Below are 20,590 nucleotides of genomic sequence, written 5' to 3'. Positions count from 1 at the left end.
GCCAGCTCTACGTCAGGCCATCTTCCATCGGCTCTTCGCCCACCTCGCCGAACCCGTCCGATGCCCACACTGCAGACGTCGGTTCCTGCCGACCATCCACTCTAAAGTGCCCAGGTAGTGCTAAGTTCTGTTAGCGCCTGAGCCAATCGAGGGCGGCGGCGAGGTGGAGGACACCGAGGAAGCTGGAGGCGGTCTTCTCGTATCGCGTTGCGACGGCGCGCCACTCCTTGAGCCGGGCCCAGAGCCGCTCGACCCTGTTGCGGTTGTTGTAGATCCAGGGTGGGCAGGCGACCGGGGCCTCGTTCCTCTTGGGAGGAATGGCGGGCCGTGCGCCGAGGTTCCAGACGTGCTCGCGGAATGCATGGCTGGAGTAGCCGCGGTCGCCCACGACCCAGAGAGGCACGTCAGGGAGGGCTGCGAGGAGCGGGATGGCTTGAGGCAGTTCGTGCGCCTGCCCTGGCGTGAGGGAGAACGCGACCGCGCGCCCCACGCTGTCGGCGATCACGCAGACCTTGGTACCGAAGCCTCCACGAGAGCGGCCAAGCGCCTCACGCTCGTCCCGCTCCGGCGCTGTCGCGCCTTTTTGGCCGCCCCGGCCGCCTTCTGGTGCGCCCGGATCGAGGTGCCGTCGAGGAAGGTCATGCCGAGCCCGATGCCGCGGTCCTGCGCCAGGGTGAGCAGGCGCTCCCAGACACCCAGCCGAGACCAGCGGATGAAAGTCTGGGCCGCCATCCACCACGGTCCCTCCTCGGCAGGGAGGGACCGCCACTTCGCGCCATTGTCGTGCCGCCAGAGGATGGCCCCGATGGTCCGACGCAGATGCTGGGGCGGTACCTTGGCGTGCGGGCGGCACGCCTCGACCAGGGGCTCCAGCACTGCCCACTGCTCGTGCGTCAGCGTCATCCCATCCTCCGCAAAGCCGGAGAACGCCCACTTAGGCTTTCAGTTCAGGCGCTAACAGGACGTAGCAGCTGTCCAGCTGGTTGTATCGTTATTGCGGCTCGATGCCAGCGATGCGCACGCGTTCGCCCCAAGCAGTGTGTTGCTGTGCGACGTAGCGGGTCATCGCTGCTGGACTCATTCGCAACGGCTCGTCGCCTACCATACGAAGCTTTGTGACCACTTCGGGTGAGGCCAAGGCGGCGTTGAGGGCTTGGTTAACGCGCGTGACGATGGCAGCCGGCGTACCGGCAGGAGCGGCAAGACCCCACCATACGCTCATATCGAAGCCTGGCACGACCGTGCTCACACTTGGCAGATCTGGTGCGACTGGGAACGTGTGCGGCAAGCTGTGCCCGATAATCCTGACCTGTCCGCCCTGTGCCTGAGTACTACCGGGTCCGAAATCGGCGAAAGTACAATCGATTCGCCCAGCGGCCACGTCAGTCAGGGATTCCGCCCCACCACGATAGGGAATTGGCGTCATTCGAACGCCTGCCATCTGGGCCATGACAGACGTCATGATGAGGGCGCTCGCGTTTCCATAGCTGAACGTGGCTTCGCCCTGCTTGCTACGCACGAAGTCGAGGAAGCTCTGGAGGTTCTGCGGCCCGTTCGGGTGCACGCAGAGCACGTAGGGCGCCTCTGCCAGGGCACCGATCATGACGAAGTCGCGGGCCACGTTGTAGGGGATGTTCTTCACGGTGTGTGGATTGATTGAAGCTGCGCTGCTGCTGATGATGAGGATTGTGTAGCCATCAGGCGGAGCCGCAGCAGCATTCAATGTGCCAACAACGCCGTTACCGCCCGGCCTGTTGTCGACAACAATAGACTGCCCGAGTTCTCGCGAGAGCGCCGGCGCCAGGACGCGGGCTAGGACGTCGGTGCCGCTTCCCGGGGGAAAAGCAACCACCAGGCGGAGCGGCTTCTCGGGCCAGTCAGCCCGTGCGGGCTTGGTAAGCAGAATTGCTGGTGCGCCAAGTAGGAGACGGCGGCCTAGGACCGTGTTCATCACAGTGGTACCGCGGCAGCGTCGAGCAGCTGGCGGACGGGCCGGTGCCCAATCGCGTCAAATGCTTCGGCCAGTGCGGCTGTGCGATCTTGGCCCAGCAATGGACTGACTAGCGCGACGAATTTCTGCCGAAGACTTGTCGCCATCTTGGTGTTCTCCGGTGAGCCGGACGGGTGCATGACCATGATGCGTCTCCCCTCTCCTGTTTTGGTCTCCACCTCGGTCCAGCCGCAAAAATTTTGCGGGTATAGCGCATCCTGTGTTGCGTCGTGGACCAGCTCTATCCGTTGCGCGAGTTCCGTAATCCTCGTGTCCGCGATGCGCTCGAGCGTGAATTGGCTGGGCAGGACAGCGCCGTCTAGCAGAGCCGCCGCTATGCAGTACCGGGCACTCATCTGTGAGTTCAGCTCCGAGCCGGGAGCATATTCATAACCACACTGCTGTTTCACGAGACCGGCTAGACCAACACGTACTCTTGCGTTGTCCCGCCAGTCGTCGCGCAACTGCAGCGCCGCATCAACGTGCGCGTGGAGGCTGCCGCAGCAGGAGTAAGGTTTGAAATTCGTTTCCGCGGCCCGCCACTGCACGCCGAGATCATCGGTTAAACGATGTGACTCCGGACGATCGACGAAGGTTTTCAGGAAGCCGCCGTCATCAGCCTCGTAAATTTGAGTGGGTCCTGTCAGCCCAAGCGCCGCCATTTCGGCCGCCATGATGCCCGACTGTGCCGCACGACCGGGGTGAAGCCGCTTCGAGTTTGAACCGTCTGCCGTAAAGGCAAAAAGTCCACCCGACTGCGTACCGGCAAGACCCAAAGCCCAGGCCGTATGCTCCGTATCAAGTTCAAGGAGGACGGCGCCTGCCGCGGCGGCTCCGAAGGGGCCACACACGGCAGTCAGGTGCCAGCCTCGTTCCCGTGCCGCCGCGGGGCCAAGGGCAAGAGATGTGCGAATCATCACCTCGTATCCGGCAACGATCGCCGTAAGTACCTCGTCCCCACTTGCGTTCAGCGCCTCGCCCATTGCCAGGGCAGCAGGCACGACTACTGCACCCGGATGCAGCTTGGCATTGTGGAAGTCGTCTAATTCAAAGGCATGGGCGGCTGCCCCGTTAACAAGGGCCGCATCTGATGCACGAAGGACTGCATCAGCATGTCCCCAGAGGTGTGCCCTCCCGTTCTCCTGTCGGCCCGGTACTGCAGCCATAGCCCAACCGGCGATCGCCCTAGTCCAGGGCAGGTCTCGCCCCGCCAACCCGGCCCCGACCGTATCCATCGCGAGCAGTCGCACAGCCTCAGACACTGGCCCGGGGATTTGGGAGGTGCGTAGCCCGGCGATCCACTCGGCGACCTCCCAGGTAATCGAGTCCGGCATCGCTTCCTCCTTGGACTATGAGGGCCTTGCGCTCAGCCTCTGCCGCAGACGCTATCGAGCCCCCAAGAGCACGTCAATTTCTATGTCGACGTTTGTATACATCTTCGAGCTGAGTAAGGCTGCTCATAGGAAAACTCGGCCGTTCTTTAGCAGATGGTTAGCGCCACCCGCCGCCGCCGCTGACGTAAACCGTGTCGGCGGTCATGAACTCGCACGCGTCCGAACACATGAAGAGAACGAGTTCCCCGATCTCTTCCGGCTCAGCCATGCGCTTCATTGGGACGTCCTCGACAAACTTTCTGACCAGATCCGGTGAGGTGCTAGCGGCCGTCGCAAAGGGCGTGTTCACCGGTCCGGGTGAGATCGAAAGTGCACGGATGCCGCGATCCGCAAACTCCCGGGCTACACCGAGAGTCATGGTTAAAACGGCTCCCTTGGCCGCAGCGTAGTGAACGGAGGCACCTGGGCCACCCCGTTTGTGGGACATGCTGGCGACATTAACGATCACACCTTTTCCGTTCTCCAGCATATGCGGAAGAACGGCCTGCATCGCGTAGAAGGTTCCCTTGAAATTTAGATCGAAGGTCTTGTCCATCAGCGCGTCGTCAATCTCGAGAAACTTACACCGCTTTAGGGCTGAACCGGCACAGTTGAAGAGGAAATCCACTTTTCCGAGCTGCGTAATGGTCTCGGCTACGAGCGCTTCAACCTGCTGACGTGAGCAGACATCTGTCGAAAGGAAGCTTGCCCGGCCGCCGCGACTGATCACGGCCTCTACCGTGGTTTGACCACCTTCGGTGTCGACGTCTGCGACCATCACCTTGGCACCCTCGCGCGCAAAGATGAGGGCGGTGGCGCGTCCTATACCACTCGCCGCGCCGGTGATGATGATCGTTCTGTCCCTGAAGAAGTCAGGATCTTTGGGCATCTGTGAATGTTCCTCCACTTATCATCGTGCTGCGTCGTGACACATCGCCCGGCTCAATAGGCCTTCCGCGATACGGGCTTTCCCAGCGGTCTTCTCCAGTGCGGGATGGGTGTGGCCAAGGCGTGAGGAGCCGAACTACACCCCAAGGATCATCGAACCCGTCCGAAAGAGTACCGTTGTATACATTGGCATTGACTCATAGTCGAATGCCAATAGCATGGACCGCGAGCAGATTTCGTCCGAACTCGCACGAGGCCTGCCGAGCCGAGCGGCGGCCGTTAGTCATGCGCCGGCTTCGACTGCCAACAACGGAGGAAAGCACAATGAAGCCTATGGCAGTCGGTACCCCCATCGAGTGGACCGCCGGATCGTTGAGCGAGGATCAGCGGTGGACCTTTACGCTGGATGATCGTGCGCGTCGCGAACTCACAGAGACTGTTCTCCGAAGCTACGATCCTGAGAAGGCTCTGATTGACTACAGTCGCGCCGACTTCGACCTTGGCTCCGCGTCCGAGGTCATCGCAGCAGCCTTCACCGAAGCGAAACACGGCCGGGGCATAGCGCTCGTCCACGGCCTACCGCGCGACACGCTCGACGAGAAGCAGTTTGAACTGCTCACCTGGGCTATCGGTCTTCATTCCGGCGTGCCGCGACCGCAAGGAAAGTCCAGTCACTACATCTCCGCGGTGCGAGATGCCGGGACGGTTTACCGCAGCGCGGGTGGGAGAGGTTACTCTTCCAATGCGGAACTCGACTTCCACACCGACGGTGCGGACGTTGTCGGCCTGACCTGCTTCAATCAAGCCAAGGCGGGCGGCAACAGTATGGTTACAAGTTCTATCACTGCCCACAACCGAATGGCGGTCGAGCGCCCGGACCTCGCCGAGGCCTTACACGAGCCGTTTTACTTCAGCCGTCAGGCAGAGCAGGCTGCCGACGAAGGGCCGTTCTACCCCAACCCGGTCTTTGACGAATGCGAGGGTCTGCCGTTCAGCAAGTGGAACAGAAATCGGGTCACAACGGCGCAGCGCCTGGAGGGTGTGCCGTCGTTGACGCCGGTTCAGCGCGAAGCGACGGACATGCTAGACGCGGTGCTACGACGCCCAGAGCTCATGTACAACATGACGCTCCGTCCGGGAGATATGCAGCTCCTGAACAACCACGTTACGCTGCACTCTCGCACGGACTTCGAGGATCACGAGGACCCCGCTCGGAAGCGCCTGTTGTTTCGTCTCTGGATGGCACCCCCTGACTCGGTTCGCCTACCTGAGAGTTGGCGCCCCGCTTATCGTTCCGTCGAGCCAGGAACGGTACGCGGCGGCATCATCGGTCAGAGCTACGATGCGGCCCGACAGAACTTTGATCGTCGGCAGGCCGGAGATGTTGGAATGCGGTTCACGGTGTGAACCGCACTTCCCCGTACTGCCCGGTCGGCAAAGGCCTAGATGTTTGGTTCCGGGATTCGGTGGTGCAGGTTATGAATGAACCTGGGCGGCTCGTCCGTCCAGCTTCGCAAATGAACCATCGATAGGTTCGACCCTGCGGCGCCGCAGGATCCTTCCACGAAGCATTGAGAGGCGCTGACGGGTTCCCTGGGCCTCGATGGCCCGAGAGGGGCTGCCAGGAACGCCTGGCAGCCCCTCTCGCTTGTCGGCTGCCGAACATTTACCTTTTTGTGCTCGTGGGCGTTTCATTGGGAGCAACGGATTCAGCCCATGCCTCTCATCCCAGCCATCCTCGGCATCATCGGTGCGCTCGCTGCAGGCTGGCGCGGCATGCTCGGCATGGCCGCCTTGGGTGTCATCGTCCCGCCTCTCGTAAGCAGCGGTGGCCTCCTTGAAGGCGAGATGTTCAGCCCTTCCCTTTTCATCAACTTCGGCCTTGGGCTGGTACCCGGCTCAATCTTGCTGATTGCCCGACGGCAGTTCCGCCGCATGAGGGATCGTCGCCCGAAGCATCGCGATACGCAGACAGCGGTGAGCTACGACGACGGTAGTCCGCAGGATGGAGTGGAGCCCTGACTGTAGCCTCTTCGGATGTCTACCCAGGGCGAAGCCGGACGTAGGGTTTCATCCGTTAGCGGAGGCTTCCGCGGCCATCACCTGAGCCTCAAAAGTCAACCTTGTCACTTCCATTGCTGCACGGTCACGGATGTGCCGCTCCAGAGCCTTGCGCATTCCCAGCACCTCCGCCTCCTCAAGGCGCAATTTCAGCTCGTCGAGCCGCTGCTCCGGGTAGGCAGCGAGCTGTTGGCGGAAGGTGCGCAGTTCCTCCTGGGCCAGGTCGGCCGAGATCACGCCCGAAGTGCCCTGAATGGTTAGCAGCCGGATCCAGAAGATCTTTCGCAGCTTCAGCGCCACCACAGGCTCCCACATCGTCAAATACGTGTTCACGTGGTCTATCAGCGCGAGGGCAGCCTCACGCCTCAACTTGAATGCCGCCCGGCGCGCACGCCACGCTCTGAACCGCCCCAGCACTCAGATCGCCCTCTTAGCCATCCCTGACGGCAAGCGGACCCGTTTCCGGCGCCCTTGTCGAGCTTCGCCCGCAGGTCGGCGCTCTATCGGCCCAGCCGGCTGAGCCGATCCCGTTGCACCTTTATGCCCCTCTTGCGCCAGGGCCGGCATGACCCGGCCGGTCAGCCGGTCGTCGGCGCCTGCAACCGGATCACCTTAGTCCCCTGCGCCCCACAGCGCTGACAGGTCGTCGGCCGAAAACGAGTGCCGCAGGCACAGGGATTCGAACACCCGGGCCCGCGCTGTCACGTCAGACTCGGCTGCTCCACGGCTGCTGGTGCTGCCACCAGCATCACGGGCCCAAAGGGCTCAGCCTGTTCCAACGTGACAGCCCCGTCCCGTGCCATCTCAAGCCCGGCGACCAGGGTGCTGGCCAGCGCTGCCCGGAGGCGAATGGGGCGGTCCGGTGCGCCGTGTGGGATCGTGGGCAGGCAGCGCTCGAGGGCCAAGCTGTCCGGGTCGCTTTGCAGGAGTTCCGCGATGCGTCGGACTGCGTCCGGGATGCGCCAGAGGTCGGGCGGGCTGGGCCGGTAGGTAGGAGTGGGCGTGGCAGTCCGCCCTTCCCTCCCCTCCAGCATCGTCAGCGTCGCCTCCAGGAACGCGACGAGGAGCTCCGCCTGGGGCTTCGCCGGGGCTGGTGCGGCCTGCCCCCGGCCAAACACCGCCCGCCCGAGCTGCGGGCGCGCTGCGAGCCATTCGGCGCCGGCCCGCATGCGGGCGAGCTCATCGAGCAGCTCCAGCCGCCGGGCCGCGGCCGCCTTGGCATCCTCGGCCTCCTCCGGGCTCGCGGGCGCCAGCAGCTGCGCCTTGAGCAGCAACAACTGGCTGGTCATGACGAGCCAGTCCGCCCGGCGCTCGAGCGGGATGCGCCCCTCCCCGGCATCGATGGCGGTCACCAGCTGATCGGTCAGGGTCAGAATCGAGAGGCGGCCGAGGTCGACGCGCTGTCGACGGATCATCTCCAGCAGGAAGTCGAGCGGGCCCTCGAAGCCCTCCACGCTGAGCTGGGGCGCCGCGCGGATCGCGGAGACGGGCGATGGGCCCCTGCCCTCTCCGTCCCAGGCGTCCGGCTCGGCCGCGATCCCCCGCTCAGCCACCCCGGCGCATCCCGGCCCTTGCCCTGCCCTTCCGACCCGTCCCTTCCCGAACGGGGGTGGCGAGCCTGGCGTCTCCCGTTGCCTCAGCAGTGCTCTCCCCTGCCCCGCCCGGGTAGTGCGGCTGCAGCTCGAAGGAGAGCCCGGTCCAGGCACGGCGCAGGCGGGCGACCGCGGCCCAGGGCGACCAGTCGGCCGACCAGAAGCCCACCCGCATCTGCCCCATCCGCCTCTTGCGGCCGTCCAGGGTGGAGGAGAGCGCCTGCACATGGCGGAGCGGCCGGGCGGACGCCCCAGTGGGTCCGGAGCCATTCCCGACTAACACCCTCCTCCGGGCCAAGGGCGAGGACAGCGCTTGGTACCGGCAGGAGCCTGTGCAGGTCGAAGGGGCAGCTCCTGTCCGTCGCCATCCGGGCGAGTGCCGCCTGATGGTTGGCGGCCGCGGCGTCGCGCAGTCGCCGGGCCAGGATCTTGGCGCCGGCGAGGCTGATCGCCCGCACCCCGTCCTGAGGTGCGGCCATCGGCAGGAGGAACTCCTCCTCCAGGGCGGCGAGGTCCAGCACCCAGGGCACTACGCCCGGGCCGGCCGCAGCGGACCGGAAGGCCTCGACCTGCTCGGCGGGCCCGCCCACGGTCAGCACGTTCCACAGCCAGTCCACCGGCTCGGGGGTGGGCTGCCAGGGACGGTCGCGTGAGTCGCGGGCGTCTGTCCCCACTTGGGAGGCGCTGTTCTCGCTTGGCATGGCTTCAGGCCGACCCTAGGAGCCCGCCATGGCGCATCCATCCTTCGACCACGCCCGTGCGGACTTTGCCCCCATGGAAGTTCGGATCGACCGGGACGGCCCTGGCCCGCGCCGCTGGCGCTGGCGCTGGTCGCTCTGGCGCGACGACGCCCTCATCGCGCGCTCGCCCGCGGCCTTCGCCGGCGCCGAGGAGGCCTACCAAGCCGGGCGGATGGCCCTCCTCCAGCCACGTCCCGTGCCTCTCCCACCAACGGCCGCGTCGCGGCAGCGTTAGCGCCACGGCCGGGCCGCCCTTTGCTCACGCCCCGACTCACAGATCGAGCAGCCTGGCCGGGGCATTGGCAAGTTGATGGGCGGTGGCCGAAACAACCGGGCCGGGGCAGTCTGAAGGGATGACGCCAGACCGGGCCACCTACCCTGGATACCGCTTTCCGGCGGAGATCATCAGCCATGCAGTCTGGCTCTATCACGTGTTCAGCCTGAGCCTGCGGGACGTGGAGCTGATCCTGGCGGAGCGGGGCATCACGGTCACCCGCGAGAGCATCCGGAACTGGTGCCGAAAGTTCGGTTGTGAGTTCGCGGCCAAGCTGCGGCGCCGCCGGCCGAAGCCGGGCGACACTTGGCACCTTGATGAGGTGTTTCTGCGCATTAATGGTCAGCTGCACTATCTCTGGCGAGCGGTGGACCAGCACGGCGTGGCGCTGGACATCCTCGTTCAGGATCGGCGGAACGGGCGTGCAGCCAAGCGGTTCTTCAAGCGCCTGCTCGCGGGCCTGAAGTACAAGCCGCGCCGACTGGTCACCGATGGGCTGAAGAGCTACGGCGTGGCCCAGCGCGAGATCCTGCCCGAGGTCCGGCATCGCAGCAGCCGCTACCTGAACAACCGGGCGGAGAACTCGCATCGTCCCACCCGACGGCGAGAGCGGCAGATGCAGCGGTTCAAGTCGGCCGGGCAGGCCCAGCGGTTCCTCTGGGCGCACAGCATGATCTATGGCCATTTCCGTCTGCGCCGGCACCTGATGACGGCCGGCGAGTACCGTCGCGCCCGCACCAAGGCCATCCGGACTTGGCGGCAGGAAACCTGCACCCAAGCGGCCACCTGATCCTGCCGCGCCCTTAGTCACACGGCCGAACTCGCCTTCTCGTCAAACAACTTGCCAATGCCCTGGCCGAACATCCGGCGCAGCGTAGCGGCGCAGATGGCCATTCTCGTTTCCTCGGCGATTTTCACGGCCGCCAGCCTCGGCTTTCTTGGCCTCGGACTGCCACCGCCTGCTGCCGATTGGGGCGGGATGGTGCAGAGCGGCTTCGAGTACCTCCCGCTGAACCCGATGCTCAGCCTCGCGCCCGGTGCGGCCGTTGCCCTCACCGTTCTCGGCTTCTACCTCTTCGGCCAGACGATCGATTGACGGGTGCGGCCCGGGCTCTCCGGGAGCCGGGGCAGGTTGTGCCGCGACCGGGTGATCACGGCGCGACGTGTTGGGACGAGGTATGGGCCTCGCGCGCGCGTAAAGATGGGCTACAGGCCCAGGCCTCCTGCCCTTGATCAGGATAGCTTGATGCCGGCGGCGCGGATCAGCGTGCCCAGCCGCGCGCCTTGCAATAGATTGAAGCGCGAGAACTCGGCCGGGGTGCTGCCTACCCCCTCCGCCTCCAGGGAGCGAAGGCGGGCGCGCACCTCCTCGGTCGCCAGGGCCGCGGCGATGGCCTGCTGCAGCCGCTCCACCCGGTCCGGCGGCGTCGCGGCCGGTGCATAGACGCCGCAGATGTCGCTCAGCGTGAAATCCTCTATCCCCGCCTCCGCGCCCGTGGGCACCTCCGGCAGGCCAGGGATACGGGAGGGCGTAACGGCCACCAGCGCCCGCGCGCCGGCCCCGAAGGCCGGTGACAAGCTGCCGACGGAGTTGAAGGAGGTCTCGATCACACCCGCCGCCAAGTCCCGGGCCGCGTCGGCGCCGCCACGATAGGGCACGTGCTCCAGCCGAAGACCCGTGCGGATCTGGAACAGCTCGCCCGCCATGTGCTGCGCCGTGGCGTTGCCCGGCGTACCGTAGGTGATCGGCTCCTGCCGCCCCCTCGCCAGGGCCAGGAACTCCGCGATCGTTCGCGCCGGAAAGTCCTTCCGCACCGCCAGCACGGTCGGAAACAGCACCACCTGCGAAACCGGCGCGAAGGCTGTGGCATAGTCGAAGGACAGGCCGTTGAAGAGATAGGGATTGGACAGGTGCGAAAGGGTGGAGAGCAGCACCGTGTGCCCGTCCGGCACCGAGGCCGCGACCGCGCCCGCGGCATTCGTGCCGCTCGCACCGCTGCGGTTCTCCACCACAACGGTCTGCCCGAGCGCGGCACCCATGCCCGGCGCGACCAGCCGGGCGATGGTGTCCGCCGCGCCGCCCGGCGCGAAGCCAACCATCATGCGGATCGGGCGACTGGGCCAGGATTGTGCCAAGGCCGGCGCTGCCAGAAGGGATGCTCCACCGGATAGCAGGGCTCGGCGGGTGGAGTGGAGAGACGGCATCCCCGTCAGACCGTGATCTTCGCGTCAGCGATCAGCTTGCGCCAGGTCTCGTACTCGACGCGCAGCGCGGCCGTGGCCTCGGTGCCCGTCGTGCCGCGAACCTCGGCCCCGACGCGGTCTAGGCTCGGCCCTGTCTCGGGTTTCGCGATCACGGACATCACCGCCGCGTGCATCTTCGCCGCCACCGCATCCGGCGTGGCGGCCGGGGCGAGGAGAGAAAGCCAGAGATCGACGACGAAGCCCTCCATTCCCGCCTCCTGCATCGTCGGCAGGTTCGGGAACACGGCACTGCGGCGCGCGCCGGTGGTGGCCAGGGCGCGCAGCTTGCCATCCGCGACTAGACCGCGAGCCCCCGCGATGCTGCTGAAGCAGAACTGCACCTGGCCCGTCATCATGTCGGCGTAGCCCGCCGCGATGCCGCGATAGGGCACGTGCGTCGCCTCGCAGCCCGTGCGCAGCGAGAACATCTCGCCGGCCAAGTGCGGCGTGGTGCCCACGCCGGCGGAGGCGTAGCTGAAGCGCGCGCGGCTGGCCTTCACCAGGGCGATGAACCCCTCGATGTCGCGCGCGGGAAGCTCCGGCGGCACGACGAGGACGAGCGGCGAGCTGGTGAGGATGGAGATCGGCCTGAAGTCGCGGAACACGTCGTAGGGCACCCTCGCCTGGAGCGAGGGGTTGATGACGAGGGCCGGGTCGATGACGAGCTGCGTGTACCCGTCCGGTGCGGACTTGGCGACGAAGTCCGCCCCCACCACGCCGCCCGCGCCGGGCCGGTTCTCCGCGACGACGGACTGCTTCAGCGGCTCGCTCAGCCCCTGCGCGAAGACGCGGCCGACATAATCCACCACGCCGCCCGGCGCGTAGGGCACAACGAGGCGCATCGGACGGTCCGGGAAATCCTGCGCCCAGGCCTTGCGCGCGCCGGCGGCCGCAACGGCGCCGCCGAGCAGGGTGCGTCTGTTCAAGCTCAACATCGGTAGGTCATCCGCCCCGGAGGTGTCGCCAACCGTGCCACTGCGTTCCCGCGAGTACCTTGCGTCAGCTCTTCCGGCCGTCCGCCTTCCGTCCCCTCGCGGGGGCGGCCCGTGTATGTCCGGCGATCGGAGCATCCGGCGGAACATAATGTCAAGACATTACAACAGCGCTGCGGCGCTCAGACCTTCGCCAGATCCGTGACCGAAGCGGGGAAAAGCTCTTCCACGGCCAGGCGGCGCGATGTCAGCCCCTGCTCCGCCGCGTAGTGCACCATGCGCTCCAGCACATGCGCGTTCGCCTGCAGACCGTAGGGCCAGAAATCATGCCCCATCAGCGCGCGCGTCCGCTCCAGCTCATCCACCGCCCAGGGGAGCGTGGTGTAGAGGTGGCCGATCTTCGCGTTGTCGATCAGGCAGAGGCGCTTGGCCTCCTCGAAGGCGTTGAAGACGTTCACCGGGAGCCAGAGGAAGCGCTCCACCAGGGAGCGGCGGATACCGACGAGGTGCATGATCGGGAAGATCCGCGTCCGCCGGAAATACTCCTCTTCCGCCGCGCGGTAATCGGGGAAGAGGCGCGCCACCTCCTTCACCCGGCCGAAGCAGGAGGGCGCGCGGGCGGAGAGCAGGGCGTCGATCGCGCCGGAGGCGAGCTGGCCGGACAGCGTCTCGCCTTCGGGAATGGGGCGCAGCTCCACGTCCCCGGGCAGGTTCAGAGCAACGACGTTGGCACGCCCGGCTTCCTCCAGCCCGCCATTGCGCCAGCTGATGTCGCAGGGCCTCACGCCATACCCATCCGCCAGGATGCCGCGCATCCAGAGCGCGACGGTCATCTGGTACTCCGGCACGCCCACGACCTTGCCGCGCAGGTCCTCCGGCCTCGTGATCCCGCGATCCGTCCGGATGTAGACCGAGGAATGGCGGAACAGGCGCGAGGGGAATACGGGGATGCCCACATAGGGGCACCGTCCCTCCGCCAGCTGCACCATGTAGCTGGACATGGAGAGTTCCGTGACGTCGAACTCCTGGTGCCGGAAGTTGCGGTGGAACGCCTCCTCCGGCGACATGGCCACGGGATAGAGGTCGGCCCCCGCCACCGTCGCGCGACCGTCGAAGAGAGCGCGGGTCCGGTCGTAGGCGACGCAGGAGAGGGAGAGCGGAACCTTCACGAGGGACTCCCGAGGCGGTCCATAGCCCAGCGCGTAACGGCGAGGAGATGGCGGTCCGCATGGCGCGGGGCGACGAGCTGGATACCCACCGGAAGCCCCTTTGGCCCGCAATGCGTGGGCAGGCCGACGGCGGGGCCGTGCAACAGGGTCCACAGACCCTGGAAGCGGGAATCCCCTGTCGAGGCCAGCCCCTCCGGCGCCTCCCCAGCGGCCCCGAGGGTGAGGAGGGCGTTGCAGCCCGCCATCGCCTCCGGGAAGCGGGCCCGGGCCGCGGCAGCGGCCTCCTGAGCCGCGGCGTAGGCAGCGCGGGGAATGGCGCGCCCCCTCTCCACCGTCGCCGCCACGCGGCCGCCAAGCCCGGCGCGGCGATACTCCCATTCCCAGGCGAGGGCGCGGGAGATCTCGTGGTCGTTGATCGTGACCCGCGCCTCTGTGAGGGCAGCGAAGTCCGGTGGCAGCGCCACGTCACGAAGGACGGCGCCGGCGGCCTCCAGGCGGCGCGCGGCGTTCTCGACGGCCTCGCGCGCAGCCGGCTCGGCGAGGTCCCATAGGTGGGTGCGGCAGAGGCCGATCCGAGGCGGCGCGATGTCCGGCAGCGGCTCAGGCCTCTCGGCGGTCAGCACGGCGAGGAAAAGATTTGCGTCCTCGACCGTGCGGGCCATGAGTCCGATGGTATCGAGGCTGTCCGCCATCAGCTTCATGCCAGGCCGGGCAATGGCACCGTAGCTCGGCTTGAGGCCGACCACGCCGCAAAACGAGGCGGGGCGGAGGACGGAACCGCCGGTCTGGGTGCCCAGGGCCAGGGGAACCATGCCCGCCGCCACCGCCGCCGCCGAGCCGGAGGAGGATCCCCCCGGCGTATGGGCGGGATCGTGCGGGTTGGTGGTGGGGCCGGGCGCGACATAGGCCAGCTCCGCCGTCACCGTCTTGCCGAGCATCACGCCGCCGGCGGCGCGGGAGAGGGCGACGCAGGCGGCGTCCACGCGCGGCCGGTAACCCTGCCAGATCGGGGAGCCCATCTCCGTCGGCAGGTCGGCGGTGTCGATCACGTCCTTCACGGCGAAAGGAACCCCGTTCAGGGGGCCGCGCGAAGGGCCCGCGTCCAGTTCGCGTGCGGCCCGCAGGGCAGCCTCCGCATCGAGGGCGGCAAAGGCGCGCACCACCGGCTCGCGCGCGGCGACGGCTTCCAGGCAGGAGCGGGCATAGGCCTCGGCGGTGAGCGTGCCCGAGGAAATCCGCCGCGCGGCCTCGGTCGCGGTGAGGATCACGCGGCCGCCGCTGGATCGATGAGGGCCACGATATCCACGGGTGAGAGTGGCACCCTCGTGACATGGGCTCTGAAGGGCGACAGCGCGTCCTCGATCGCAGCGGCGATCGCGGCCGGGACGGGGATCACGCCGGCCTCGCCGACGCCCTTGATGCCCAGCGGGTTCAGCGGCGTGGGCGACTGCATGTGCAGGATGCGAACGGGCGGCATCTCGGTGGCGGTAACCAGGAGGTAGTCGGCCAGCGTGGTGGAGGTGGGCTGCGCCTCCTCGTCGTATCGCATGTGCTCGAACAGCGCGTTGCCGATGCCGTGGGCGATGCCGCCCATGAGCTGGCCGTCCACGATGCGCGGGTGCAGCGCGTTGCCGCAGTCATGGGAGAAGGTGAGCGCCAGGATCCGGGCCTCGCCGGTCTCGGCGTCCACCTCCACCTCGGCCACGGCGGTGCCGTTGGCATAGGCCATGGCATCGATCACCACCTCCTCCGCCGCGATGAGTCCGGGACCGCGGCCACCGGGGATGGCGAAGCCGGGCGCGCCGGCGACGGCGCGGGCGATTGCCGCCAATGTGACCTTCATCTCCGGCACGCCCTTCACGCGAACGGCGTCGCCCTCGATCTCCAGGTCGCCCTCGTCGGCCTCAAGCAGTCCTGCGGCGACATGCAGCACCTTGTCCTTCACCCGGAGCGCCGCGGCATGGGCGGAGCTGCCCGCCAGCACGGCCTGCCGACTGTTGGAGCCGCCGATCCCCATCGGCGCGGCGGCCGTGTCACCGGCAATGACATGGACGCGTGACATGTCGCCACCAAGATGCTCGGCCACGAGCTGGGCGAGCATGGTGTGGGTGGACTGGCCCATAGCGGCCGCGCCGGTCGCGACGACAATGCGCCCGGAGGGCTCGATCCGGACGGATACGTGCTCGAAGGGGCCGCGTCCCGTACCCTCGACGTAGTTGGCAACGCCGATGCCGGTATGGCGCCCCTGCGCGAGGGCCGCGCGCTGCCGCTCGGGGAAGGCGTCCCAGCCGGCGGCCTCCAGCGCCATCGCCATGCAGCGCGGGTAGTCGCCGGAATCGAGCACGACCTGCATGCCGCCGCGAGTTTTCAGCGGCGTGGCGTAGGGCATGCGATCGCCCGGGACGAGATTGCGGCGGCGGATCTCCGCGCGGTCCAGGTTCAGCTCCCGCGCCGCCCGGTCCAGAAGGCGTTCCATGGCGAAGACGCCCTGGGGCTGGCCGGCGCCGCGCACGGGGGTGACGGGCACCTTGTTCGTCGCCGCGACCTTCATTGCCACCCGGAAGGCGGGCACGACATAGGCGAGCGGCATGGCGGAGACCGCGCCCTGCGGCACGTTCACGCCGCGCGCAGTGTAGGCACCGTGGTCATGGATCATCTGCCCGCGCACGGCGAGGATTCGGCCCTCCCCGTCGGTCGCCAGCTCCACGTCCCAGAGCTGGTCACGCTCCTGCGTGGTGGCGATGAAGTGCTCGGCGCGGTCCTCGATCCACTTCACTGGGCGGGCGAGGAGGCGCGCGGCGAGGGCGACCACCACCTCCTCCGGGTAGAAGATGAGCTTCGGGCCGAAGCCGCCGCCCACGTCGGGGGTGACCACCCGGACGCCCTCTTCGGGCAGGCCGAGCAGATCGCACAGCATGCGGCGCGCCGTGTGTGGGGTCTGCGTGCTGCTCCAGACCGTCAGGCGGTCGTCCAGCGGGTCGTGGCGGGCGAGGACGCCGCGGCACTCTATGGAGTGGCTGCCGCCACGGTGAATGGAAAGGCGCTCGGCGAAGCGGTGGGGCGCGGTGGCGAAGGCGGCGTCCACGGCGCCGTATTCCAGAGTCAGCTCGGCCGCCAGATTGGAGGCGGCGCCGGAATGGGCGATCGGGGCGCCGGGCTCCAGGGCCGCCACGCAATCCGCCACGGCCGGAAGGGGATCGTAATCCACTTCGACCAAGGCAGCAGCGTCTTCCGCGATCGCGCGTGTGTCGGCAATCACGACGGCCACGGCTTCCCCAACATGGGTCACCTCCGCATCGGCCAGGACGGGCCGGTGCAGTTCCAGCCGGTAGGCCGGGCTGGGGAGCGCGACGACGAGCCGCGTGTCCGTCAGGTGCGGCCCGAGCTCCGCAAGGGTGAGCACGGCGTGCACGCCCGGCAGGGCACGGGCGGCAACGGCCTCGATGCCGCGGATCGCGGCGTGGGCGTGGGGCGAGCGCAGGAAGGCGGCGTGCAGCAACCCGGGCGGTGCGATGTCGTCCACGTAGCGGCCACGACCGCGGATGAGGGCCGAATCCTCCACCCGCGGCACGTCGCGGCCGACGAGGCGGCCTGCCCCGGGCTGATGCGGGCTCTGGGCGTTCATGCCGCAGCCTCGCGCATGGCGCGGGCGGCCTCCATCGTCGCGGCGACGATGCTGTCATAACCCGTGCAGCGGCAAAGATTGCCGGAGATGGCGACGCGCACCTCCTCCTCCGTCGGGTCGGGGCAGTCCCGCAGGAACTCCTCCAGGGTGGTCAGCATCCCCGGCGTGCAGAAGCCGCACTGCAGGCCGTGGTTCGCGCAGAAGGCGGCCTGGAGCGGGTGCAGCGCCTCGGGCGAGGGCGCCAGGCCCTCCACCGTCGTCACCGCCCGGTCCTCGGCCTGGACGGCGAGGACGAGGCAGGCGCGGATGGCGCGGCCGTCCAGCAGCACCGTACAGGCGCCGCAGACGCCATGCTCGCAGCCAAGATGCGTGCCCGTCAGGCCGAGCGTGCCGCGGAGGAAGTCGCCGAGATGCTGGCGGACAGGCGCCTCCGCCTCGTGGCGCGTGCCGTTGACGGTGAGCGCGATGCGACGGGTGCTCATGCGAGGCCTCCCTGTCGGGCGGGGGTGGTGGCGCGCGACGCGGCGGCTGTCAGAGCGCGGCGGGCGAGGGTCGCGGCGAGTCGGCGGCGGTACCAGGCCGGCGCCTGGGGATCGGACATGGCGTCGATGGAACCGCAGGCCGCGGCGGCCTCGCGGAGCAGCGCCTCGGACGGCGCCTGCCCGGCCAGCGCCGCCTCAGCGCTCCGCAGGCGCAGCGGGCCGGCGCCGACACCGCCGAGGGTGAGGGAGGCGCGGGCGATCCGCCCGCCCTCCAGCACCAGCACGGCGGCGGCCGAGGTGATGGCGTAGTCGCCGTGCCTTCGGGCGAACTCCTCGAAGGCGGCGCCGTGGCCGGCAGGCGGCAGGGGGATGCGGATGGCGGTCAGCATCTCCTCCGGCGCCAGGGAAGGGGTCATGAAGCCGAGCGGAAGTTCGTGGATGGAGAGGTCGCGCGCCCCGGACGGCCCCTGCACCTCCAGCACCGCGTCTAGCGCCGTGGCGACCGCCACCAGCTCTGCCGAGGGATCGAGGTTGCAGAGCGATCCGCCGATGGTGCCGCGATTGCGGGTCTGGCGATGGCCGACATGGGTCAACGCCTCGGACATCAGCGGCAGGTGCGCGCGGACGAGGGGGCTCTCCTCGATGTCGCGCTGGCGAGTCATGGCGCCAATCCGCAGCGCGCCCCCCTCCGCCGTAACTCCCGCCAGCCCCTCGACGCGATTGAGGTCGATCAGGTGGTCGGGGAAGGCAACGCGCATGTTGAGCATCGGCATGAGCGACTGCCCGCCCGCGAGCAGCCGCGCGTTCTCCAGCGTGGCGAGCAGGTGCAACGCCTCCTCGACGCTGCGGGGATCATGATAGGCGAAGGGGGCGGCCTTCACGGTGCCTCCACCAGCAGGGCACGAAGATGGGCGGGCAGGAGGGGCAGCGAGGTGATCGCGCCGGGCCGGCGCAGGGCATCATCCACGGCGGAGGCGATGCAGGCGCCCGCGCCATTCGTACCACCCTCCCCCGCGCCCTTCACGCCGAGCGGGTTGAGCGGGCTCGGCGCGTCCTCGGCGATCAGCACGTCCACCTCCGGCATCTCTGCGATGGTGGGGATGAGATAATCGGCCAGGGTGGTGGAGAGGGGCTGGCCGGAGGGATCGTAGCGGAACTCCTCCAGCAGCGCGCCGCCGAGGCCCTGGGCGAGGCCGCCGACGATCTGGCCCTCCACCAGCATCGGGTTGATCGCCCGGCCAATGTCGTTGGCCACGAGATAGCGCTCCACCGTAACTCCCCCGGTGCCCGCATCGATCCGGATCTGGGCGAGGTGGACACCGTAGGGATAGGCCATGTGGTCGGACCAGAACCAGCGCTCGGCGGTCAGGCCCGGGGTCTGGCCCCGCATGGCCGGGGAATTGGGGCCCCTGCCCCGCGCAATCTCTGCGAGGGTGAGGCTCGGCCCGGCCAGGCCGTCGGCGCGCGTCACCACGCCTTCGCTAATCGTCAGCTCGGCGGGGCTGAGCTGGAGAAGCTGCGCGGCGCATTCCAGCGCCATCTCCCGCACCGCCAGTGACGCCTGCCAGGTAGCGGAGCCGGACATGACCGTGACGCGGGAGGCGTGGGCGCCGTTGCCGAACTCGATCCGGTCCGTGCGGCCGCGCACCACGCGGATGCTGGAGTAGTCCACGCCCAGCGCCTCCGCGCAGATCTGGGCAAGCGCCGTCTCCACCCCCTGCCCGACCGAGGCGGCGCCGCTGACGACCTCCACCGCGCCCGTCGCGTCCACCGTGACGCGCACGCCATCCGAGGGCCCGAGGCCGCTCTTCTCCACGAAGAAGGCGAGGCCGGCGCCGACGCATTCCCCGGCCGCGCGGCGCGCCGCCAGCTCCTTATGCATCGCGTCCCAGCCGAAGCGGGCAAGCGCCTTATCCAGCAGCCCTTCGTAGTCCCCGGAATCGAGCACGACATCGGTGCCGAGCGCGTCCAGCGGCCGCGCGTGCGGCATCTCGGCGGTGGCGACGAGGTTGCGGCGCCGGATCTCCACCGGGTCAATCTCGAGCCGCGCGGCGATGGCATCCATCAGGCGCTCGCGCACGAAGGTGGTCTCGTAGCGGCCGGGGGCGCGGTAGGTGGCGGCCGGGGTCTTGTTGGTCAGGCGAAAATGGCCGGCGACGCGGTAGGCCGGCAGGCGATAGGGCCCGGGCAGCATCCCCGCCGCTAGGTCCGCCACGCGCGCGCCGTGGGTGCGGACATAGGCGCCCTGGTCGTGGAAGAAGACGTCGTCGATGCCGAGCAGCCGCCCTTCCGCATCCACCGCCGCGCGGATGCGGTGGCTCTGCTGGCGGGAGTGGTTGGTCGCGACCAGATGCTCGCGCCGGTCCTCGATCCACTTGATCGGGCGGCGCAGGCGCAGGGCGGCGGCGCAGACGAGCAGGTCCTCCGGGTAGAGTTCCCCGCGCACGCCGAAGCCGCCACCGACATGGCCCTCGAACAGGTGCACGCCCTGCGGCGGGCGGCCGAGGAGGCGGGCGATCTCGTCGCGGTTCCAGTGCTGCTTCTTCGCGGTGCCGTGCAGCTCCAGCACGTCGTGCGCCGCGTCGTAGCGGGCGATGGCGCCGCGCGTCTCCAGCGGCACGCCAGAGTGGCGGCCTACCGAGAGCTCCAGCTCCACCACCGCGTGGGCACTGCGGAAGGCGGCGTCGATATCGCCGTACTCCTTGCGGACGACCGTCGGCTCGGTGTCATGGCCGGGGGCGAACTCGCCGGGGGGTGCGGCGGCGTCCAGCACCACCGGCAGTTCCTCCAGCTCCACCATCACGGTCTCCGCCGCGTCCTCGGCGCGGTAGGCATCGTCGGCGAGGACGACGGCCACCGGCTCGCCCACGTAGCGCACGCGGTCGCGCGCCAGCACGGGCTGGCAATAGGGCTCCAGCCCCCGCACCTTCGTGGCGCGGAAGGGAATGAGCGGGATGTCCGCCACGTCGGCGGCGGTCCAGACGGCCACCACCCCCGGCATGGCCCGGGCGGCCTCCGCATCCACGGAAACGATACGGCCATGGGCGATCTCCGCCCGCACCACGCGCATGTGGAGCTGGCGGGGGAAGTTCACATCGGCGGCGAAGAGGCCCTCGCCGCGCACCAGCGGCAGGTCCTCGATCCGCGTCACCGCGCGGCCGACGACGCGGCCGGGACCGGCGGCGAGGGTGCGCGCATCTTCTCCGGGCCGGGGGGACAA

General features: G+C 68.4%; 20 protein-coding genes. 5 read left to right on the top strand and 15 right to left on the bottom strand.

Annotation, left to right across the window (positions count from 1 at the left end; all coding sequences use genetic code 11):
* Positions 1–130: 130 nt before the first annotated feature.
* The 4 genes from J5Y10_RS23400 to J5Y10_RS23385 form a co-directional block, all read right to left on the bottom strand.
* Positions 131–903, bottom strand: a protein-coding gene (locus tag J5Y10_RS23400; protein WP_209376544.1) for an IS5 family transposase whose coding sequence is annotated in 2 segments (ribosomal slippage) — positions 131–585 and positions 585–903 — 774 coding nt in all. Because the reading frame shifts where the segments join, the coding sequence is not laid out codon by codon here.
* Positions 904–991: 88 nt separating this feature from the next.
* Positions 992–1,951, bottom strand: coding sequence for a Bug family tripartite tricarboxylate transporter substrate binding protein (locus J5Y10_RS23395; RefSeq protein ID WP_209376543.1), 960 nt, complete (start codon positions 1,949–1,951; stop codon positions 992–994).
* Complete coding sequence (locus tag J5Y10_RS23390; RefSeq protein ID WP_209376542.1) at positions 1,951–3,324, bottom strand: MmgE/PrpD family protein; 1,374 nt, start codon at positions 3,322–3,324, stop codon at positions 1,951–1,953. Before J5Y10_RS23390 ends, J5Y10_RS23395 begins: the two co-directional genes overlap by 1 nt.
* Before the next feature lie 157 nt (positions 3,325–3,481).
* Positions 3,482–4,252 carry an SDR family NAD(P)-dependent oxidoreductase gene (locus J5Y10_RS23385; RefSeq protein WP_209376541.1) on the bottom strand — a complete coding sequence of 257 codons (771 nt, stop codon included), beginning with the start codon at positions 4,250–4,252 and terminating at the stop codon, positions 3,482–3,484.
* A 332-nt stretch (positions 4,253–4,584) separates the two neighbouring features.
* Between J5Y10_RS23385 and J5Y10_RS23380 the strand changes: the two genes are divergently transcribed.
* Both J5Y10_RS23380 and J5Y10_RS23375 read left to right on the top strand, forming a co-directional pair.
* A complete protein-coding gene (locus tag J5Y10_RS23380; RefSeq protein ID WP_209376540.1) occupies positions 4,585–5,658 on the top strand; it encodes a TauD/TfdA family dioxygenase in 1,074 nt (357 codons plus the stop codon).
* A 309-nt stretch (positions 5,659–5,967) separates the two neighbouring features.
* Positions 5,968–6,273 (top strand): hypothetical protein, encoded by a 306-nt coding sequence (locus tag J5Y10_RS23375; protein ID WP_209376539.1) that lies wholly within the window; start codon positions 5,968–5,970, stop codon positions 6,271–6,273.
* Positions 6,274–6,321: 48 nt separating this feature from the next.
* On the opposite strand, the gene J5Y10_RS23370 is transcribed toward J5Y10_RS23375, so the two are convergent.
* From J5Y10_RS23370 to J5Y10_RS23360, 3 genes are all read right to left on the bottom strand, one after another.
* A complete protein-coding gene (locus J5Y10_RS23370) occupies positions 6,322–6,612 on the bottom strand; it encodes a hypothetical protein (RefSeq protein ID WP_209376538.1) in 291 nt (96 codons plus the stop codon).
* Positions 6,613–7,013: 401 nt separating this feature from the next.
* Positions 7,014–7,865, bottom strand: a complete 852-nt coding sequence (locus J5Y10_RS23365) for a segregation and condensation protein A (RefSeq protein ID WP_209376537.1) — start codon at positions 7,863–7,865, stop codon at positions 7,014–7,016.
* 83 nt (positions 7,866–7,948) lie between these two features.
* Positions 7,949–8,605 (bottom strand): hypothetical protein, encoded by a 657-nt coding sequence (locus J5Y10_RS23360; protein ID WP_209376536.1) that lies wholly within the window; start codon positions 8,603–8,605, stop codon positions 7,949–7,951.
* 28 nt (positions 8,606–8,633) lie between these two features.
* Between J5Y10_RS23360 and J5Y10_RS23355 the strand changes: the two genes are divergently transcribed.
* From J5Y10_RS23355 to J5Y10_RS23345, 3 genes are all read left to right on the top strand, one after another.
* Complete coding sequence (locus J5Y10_RS23355) at positions 8,634–8,879, top strand: hypothetical protein (RefSeq protein ID WP_209376535.1); 246 nt, start codon at positions 8,634–8,636, stop codon at positions 8,877–8,879.
* A gap of 118 nt (positions 8,880–8,997) precedes the next feature.
* Entirely contained in the window at positions 8,998–9,708 is a 711-nt protein-coding gene (locus J5Y10_RS23350; RefSeq protein ID WP_209376547.1) for an IS6 family transposase, read from the top strand.
* A gap of 57 nt (positions 9,709–9,765) precedes the next feature.
* Positions 9,766–10,014, top strand: a complete 249-nt coding sequence (locus J5Y10_RS23345) for a hypothetical protein (RefSeq protein WP_209376534.1) — start codon at positions 9,766–9,768, stop codon at positions 10,012–10,014.
* Positions 10,015–10,151: 137 nt separating this feature from the next.
* Here the strand turns inward: J5Y10_RS23345 and J5Y10_RS23340 are convergent, their stop codons facing one another.
* From J5Y10_RS23340 to J5Y10_RS23305, 8 genes are all read right to left on the bottom strand, one after another.
* Positions 10,152–11,054, bottom strand: coding sequence for a Bug family tripartite tricarboxylate transporter substrate binding protein (locus tag J5Y10_RS23340; protein ID WP_209376533.1), 903 nt, complete (start codon positions 11,052–11,054; stop codon positions 10,152–10,154).
* A 74-nt stretch (positions 11,055–11,128) separates the two neighbouring features.
* Entirely contained in the window at positions 11,129–12,088 is a 960-nt protein-coding gene (locus tag J5Y10_RS23335) for a tripartite tricarboxylate transporter substrate binding protein (RefSeq protein ID WP_209376532.1), read from the bottom strand.
* A 188-nt stretch (positions 12,089–12,276) separates the two neighbouring features.
* The gene (locus J5Y10_RS23330; protein ID WP_209376531.1) at positions 12,277–13,263 is read right to left on the bottom strand and encodes a type 2 periplasmic-binding domain-containing protein; all 987 of its coding nucleotides are present in this window, start codon (positions 13,261–13,263) and stop codon (positions 12,277–12,279) included.
* The gene (locus J5Y10_RS23325) at positions 13,260–14,531 is read right to left on the bottom strand and encodes an amidase (RefSeq protein WP_209376530.1); all 1,272 of its coding nucleotides are present in this window, start codon (positions 14,529–14,531) and stop codon (positions 13,260–13,262) included. The genes J5Y10_RS23330 and J5Y10_RS23325 overlap by 4 nt, the downstream gene beginning before the upstream one ends.
* Entirely contained in the window at positions 14,528–16,888 is a 2,361-nt protein-coding gene (locus J5Y10_RS23320) for a xanthine dehydrogenase family protein molybdopterin-binding subunit (RefSeq protein WP_209376529.1), read from the bottom strand. The genes J5Y10_RS23325 and J5Y10_RS23320 overlap by 4 nt, the downstream gene beginning before the upstream one ends.
* Positions 16,885–17,370, bottom strand: coding sequence for a (2Fe-2S)-binding protein (locus J5Y10_RS23315; RefSeq protein ID WP_209376528.1), 486 nt, complete (start codon positions 17,368–17,370; stop codon positions 16,885–16,887). Before J5Y10_RS23315 ends, J5Y10_RS23320 begins: the two co-directional genes overlap by 4 nt.
* Positions 17,367–18,251 carry an FAD binding domain-containing protein gene (locus J5Y10_RS28820; protein ID WP_209376527.1) on the bottom strand — a complete coding sequence of 295 codons (885 nt, stop codon included), beginning with the start codon at positions 18,249–18,251 and terminating at the stop codon, positions 17,367–17,369. Before J5Y10_RS28820 ends, J5Y10_RS23315 begins: the two co-directional genes overlap by 4 nt.
* On the bottom strand, positions 18,248–20,590 hold the full coding sequence (locus J5Y10_RS23305; protein ID WP_209376526.1) for a xanthine dehydrogenase family protein molybdopterin-binding subunit: 2,343 nt from the start codon (positions 20,588–20,590) through the stop codon (positions 18,248–18,250). Before J5Y10_RS23305 ends, J5Y10_RS28820 begins: the two co-directional genes overlap by 4 nt.

It is taken from the genome of Roseomonas indoligenes (assembly GCF_017813365.1).
Taxonomy (GTDB): domain Bacteria; phylum Pseudomonadota; class Alphaproteobacteria; order Acetobacterales; family Acetobacteraceae; genus Roseomonas; species Roseomonas indoligenes.
Note: the sequence above shows the minus strand (reverse complement) of the source record. Positions and strands in the feature narration are given on the sequence as shown.

What these genes read in the sequence shown, in the direction of transcription:
- J5Y10_RS23395 (WP_209376543.1), bottom strand. Translation starts at nt 1,951, where the DNA reads ATGAACACGGTCCTAGGCCGCCGTCTCCTACTTGGCGCACCAGCAATT.
- J5Y10_RS23350 (WP_209376547.1), top strand. Translation starts at nt 8,998, where the DNA reads ATGACGCCAGACCGGGCCACCTACCCTGGATACCGCTTTCCGGCGGAG.
- J5Y10_RS23315 (WP_209376528.1), bottom strand. Translation starts at nt 17,370, where the DNA reads ATGAGCACCCGTCGCATCGCGCTCACCGTCAACGGCACGCGCCACGAG.
- J5Y10_RS23380 (WP_209376540.1), top strand. Translation starts at nt 4,585, where the DNA reads ATGGCAGTCGGTACCCCCATCGAGTGGACCGCCGGATCGTTGAGCGAG.
- J5Y10_RS23375 (WP_209376539.1), top strand. Translation starts at nt 5,968, where the DNA reads ATGCCTCTCATCCCAGCCATCCTCGGCATCATCGGTGCGCTCGCTGCA.
- J5Y10_RS23345 (WP_209376534.1), top strand. Translation starts at nt 9,766, where the DNA reads ATGCCCTGGCCGAACATCCGGCGCAGCGTAGCGGCGCAGATGGCCATT.
- J5Y10_RS23355 (WP_209376535.1), top strand. Translation starts at nt 8,634, where the DNA reads ATGGCGCATCCATCCTTCGACCACGCCCGTGCGGACTTTGCCCCCATG.
- J5Y10_RS23390 (WP_209376542.1), bottom strand. Translation starts at nt 3,324, where the DNA reads ATGCCGGACTCGATTACCTGGGAGGTCGCCGAGTGGATCGCCGGGCTA.
- J5Y10_RS23385 (WP_209376541.1), bottom strand. Translation starts at nt 4,252, where the DNA reads ATGCCCAAAGATCCTGACTTCTTCAGGGACAGAACGATCATCATCACC.
- J5Y10_RS23360 (WP_209376536.1), bottom strand. Translation starts at nt 8,605, where the DNA reads ATGCCAAGCGAGAACAGCGCCTCCCAAGTGGGGACAGACGCCCGCGAC.
- J5Y10_RS23320 (WP_209376529.1), bottom strand. Translation starts at nt 16,888, where the DNA reads ATGAACGCCCAGAGCCCGCATCAGCCCGGGGCAGGCCGCCTCGTCGGC.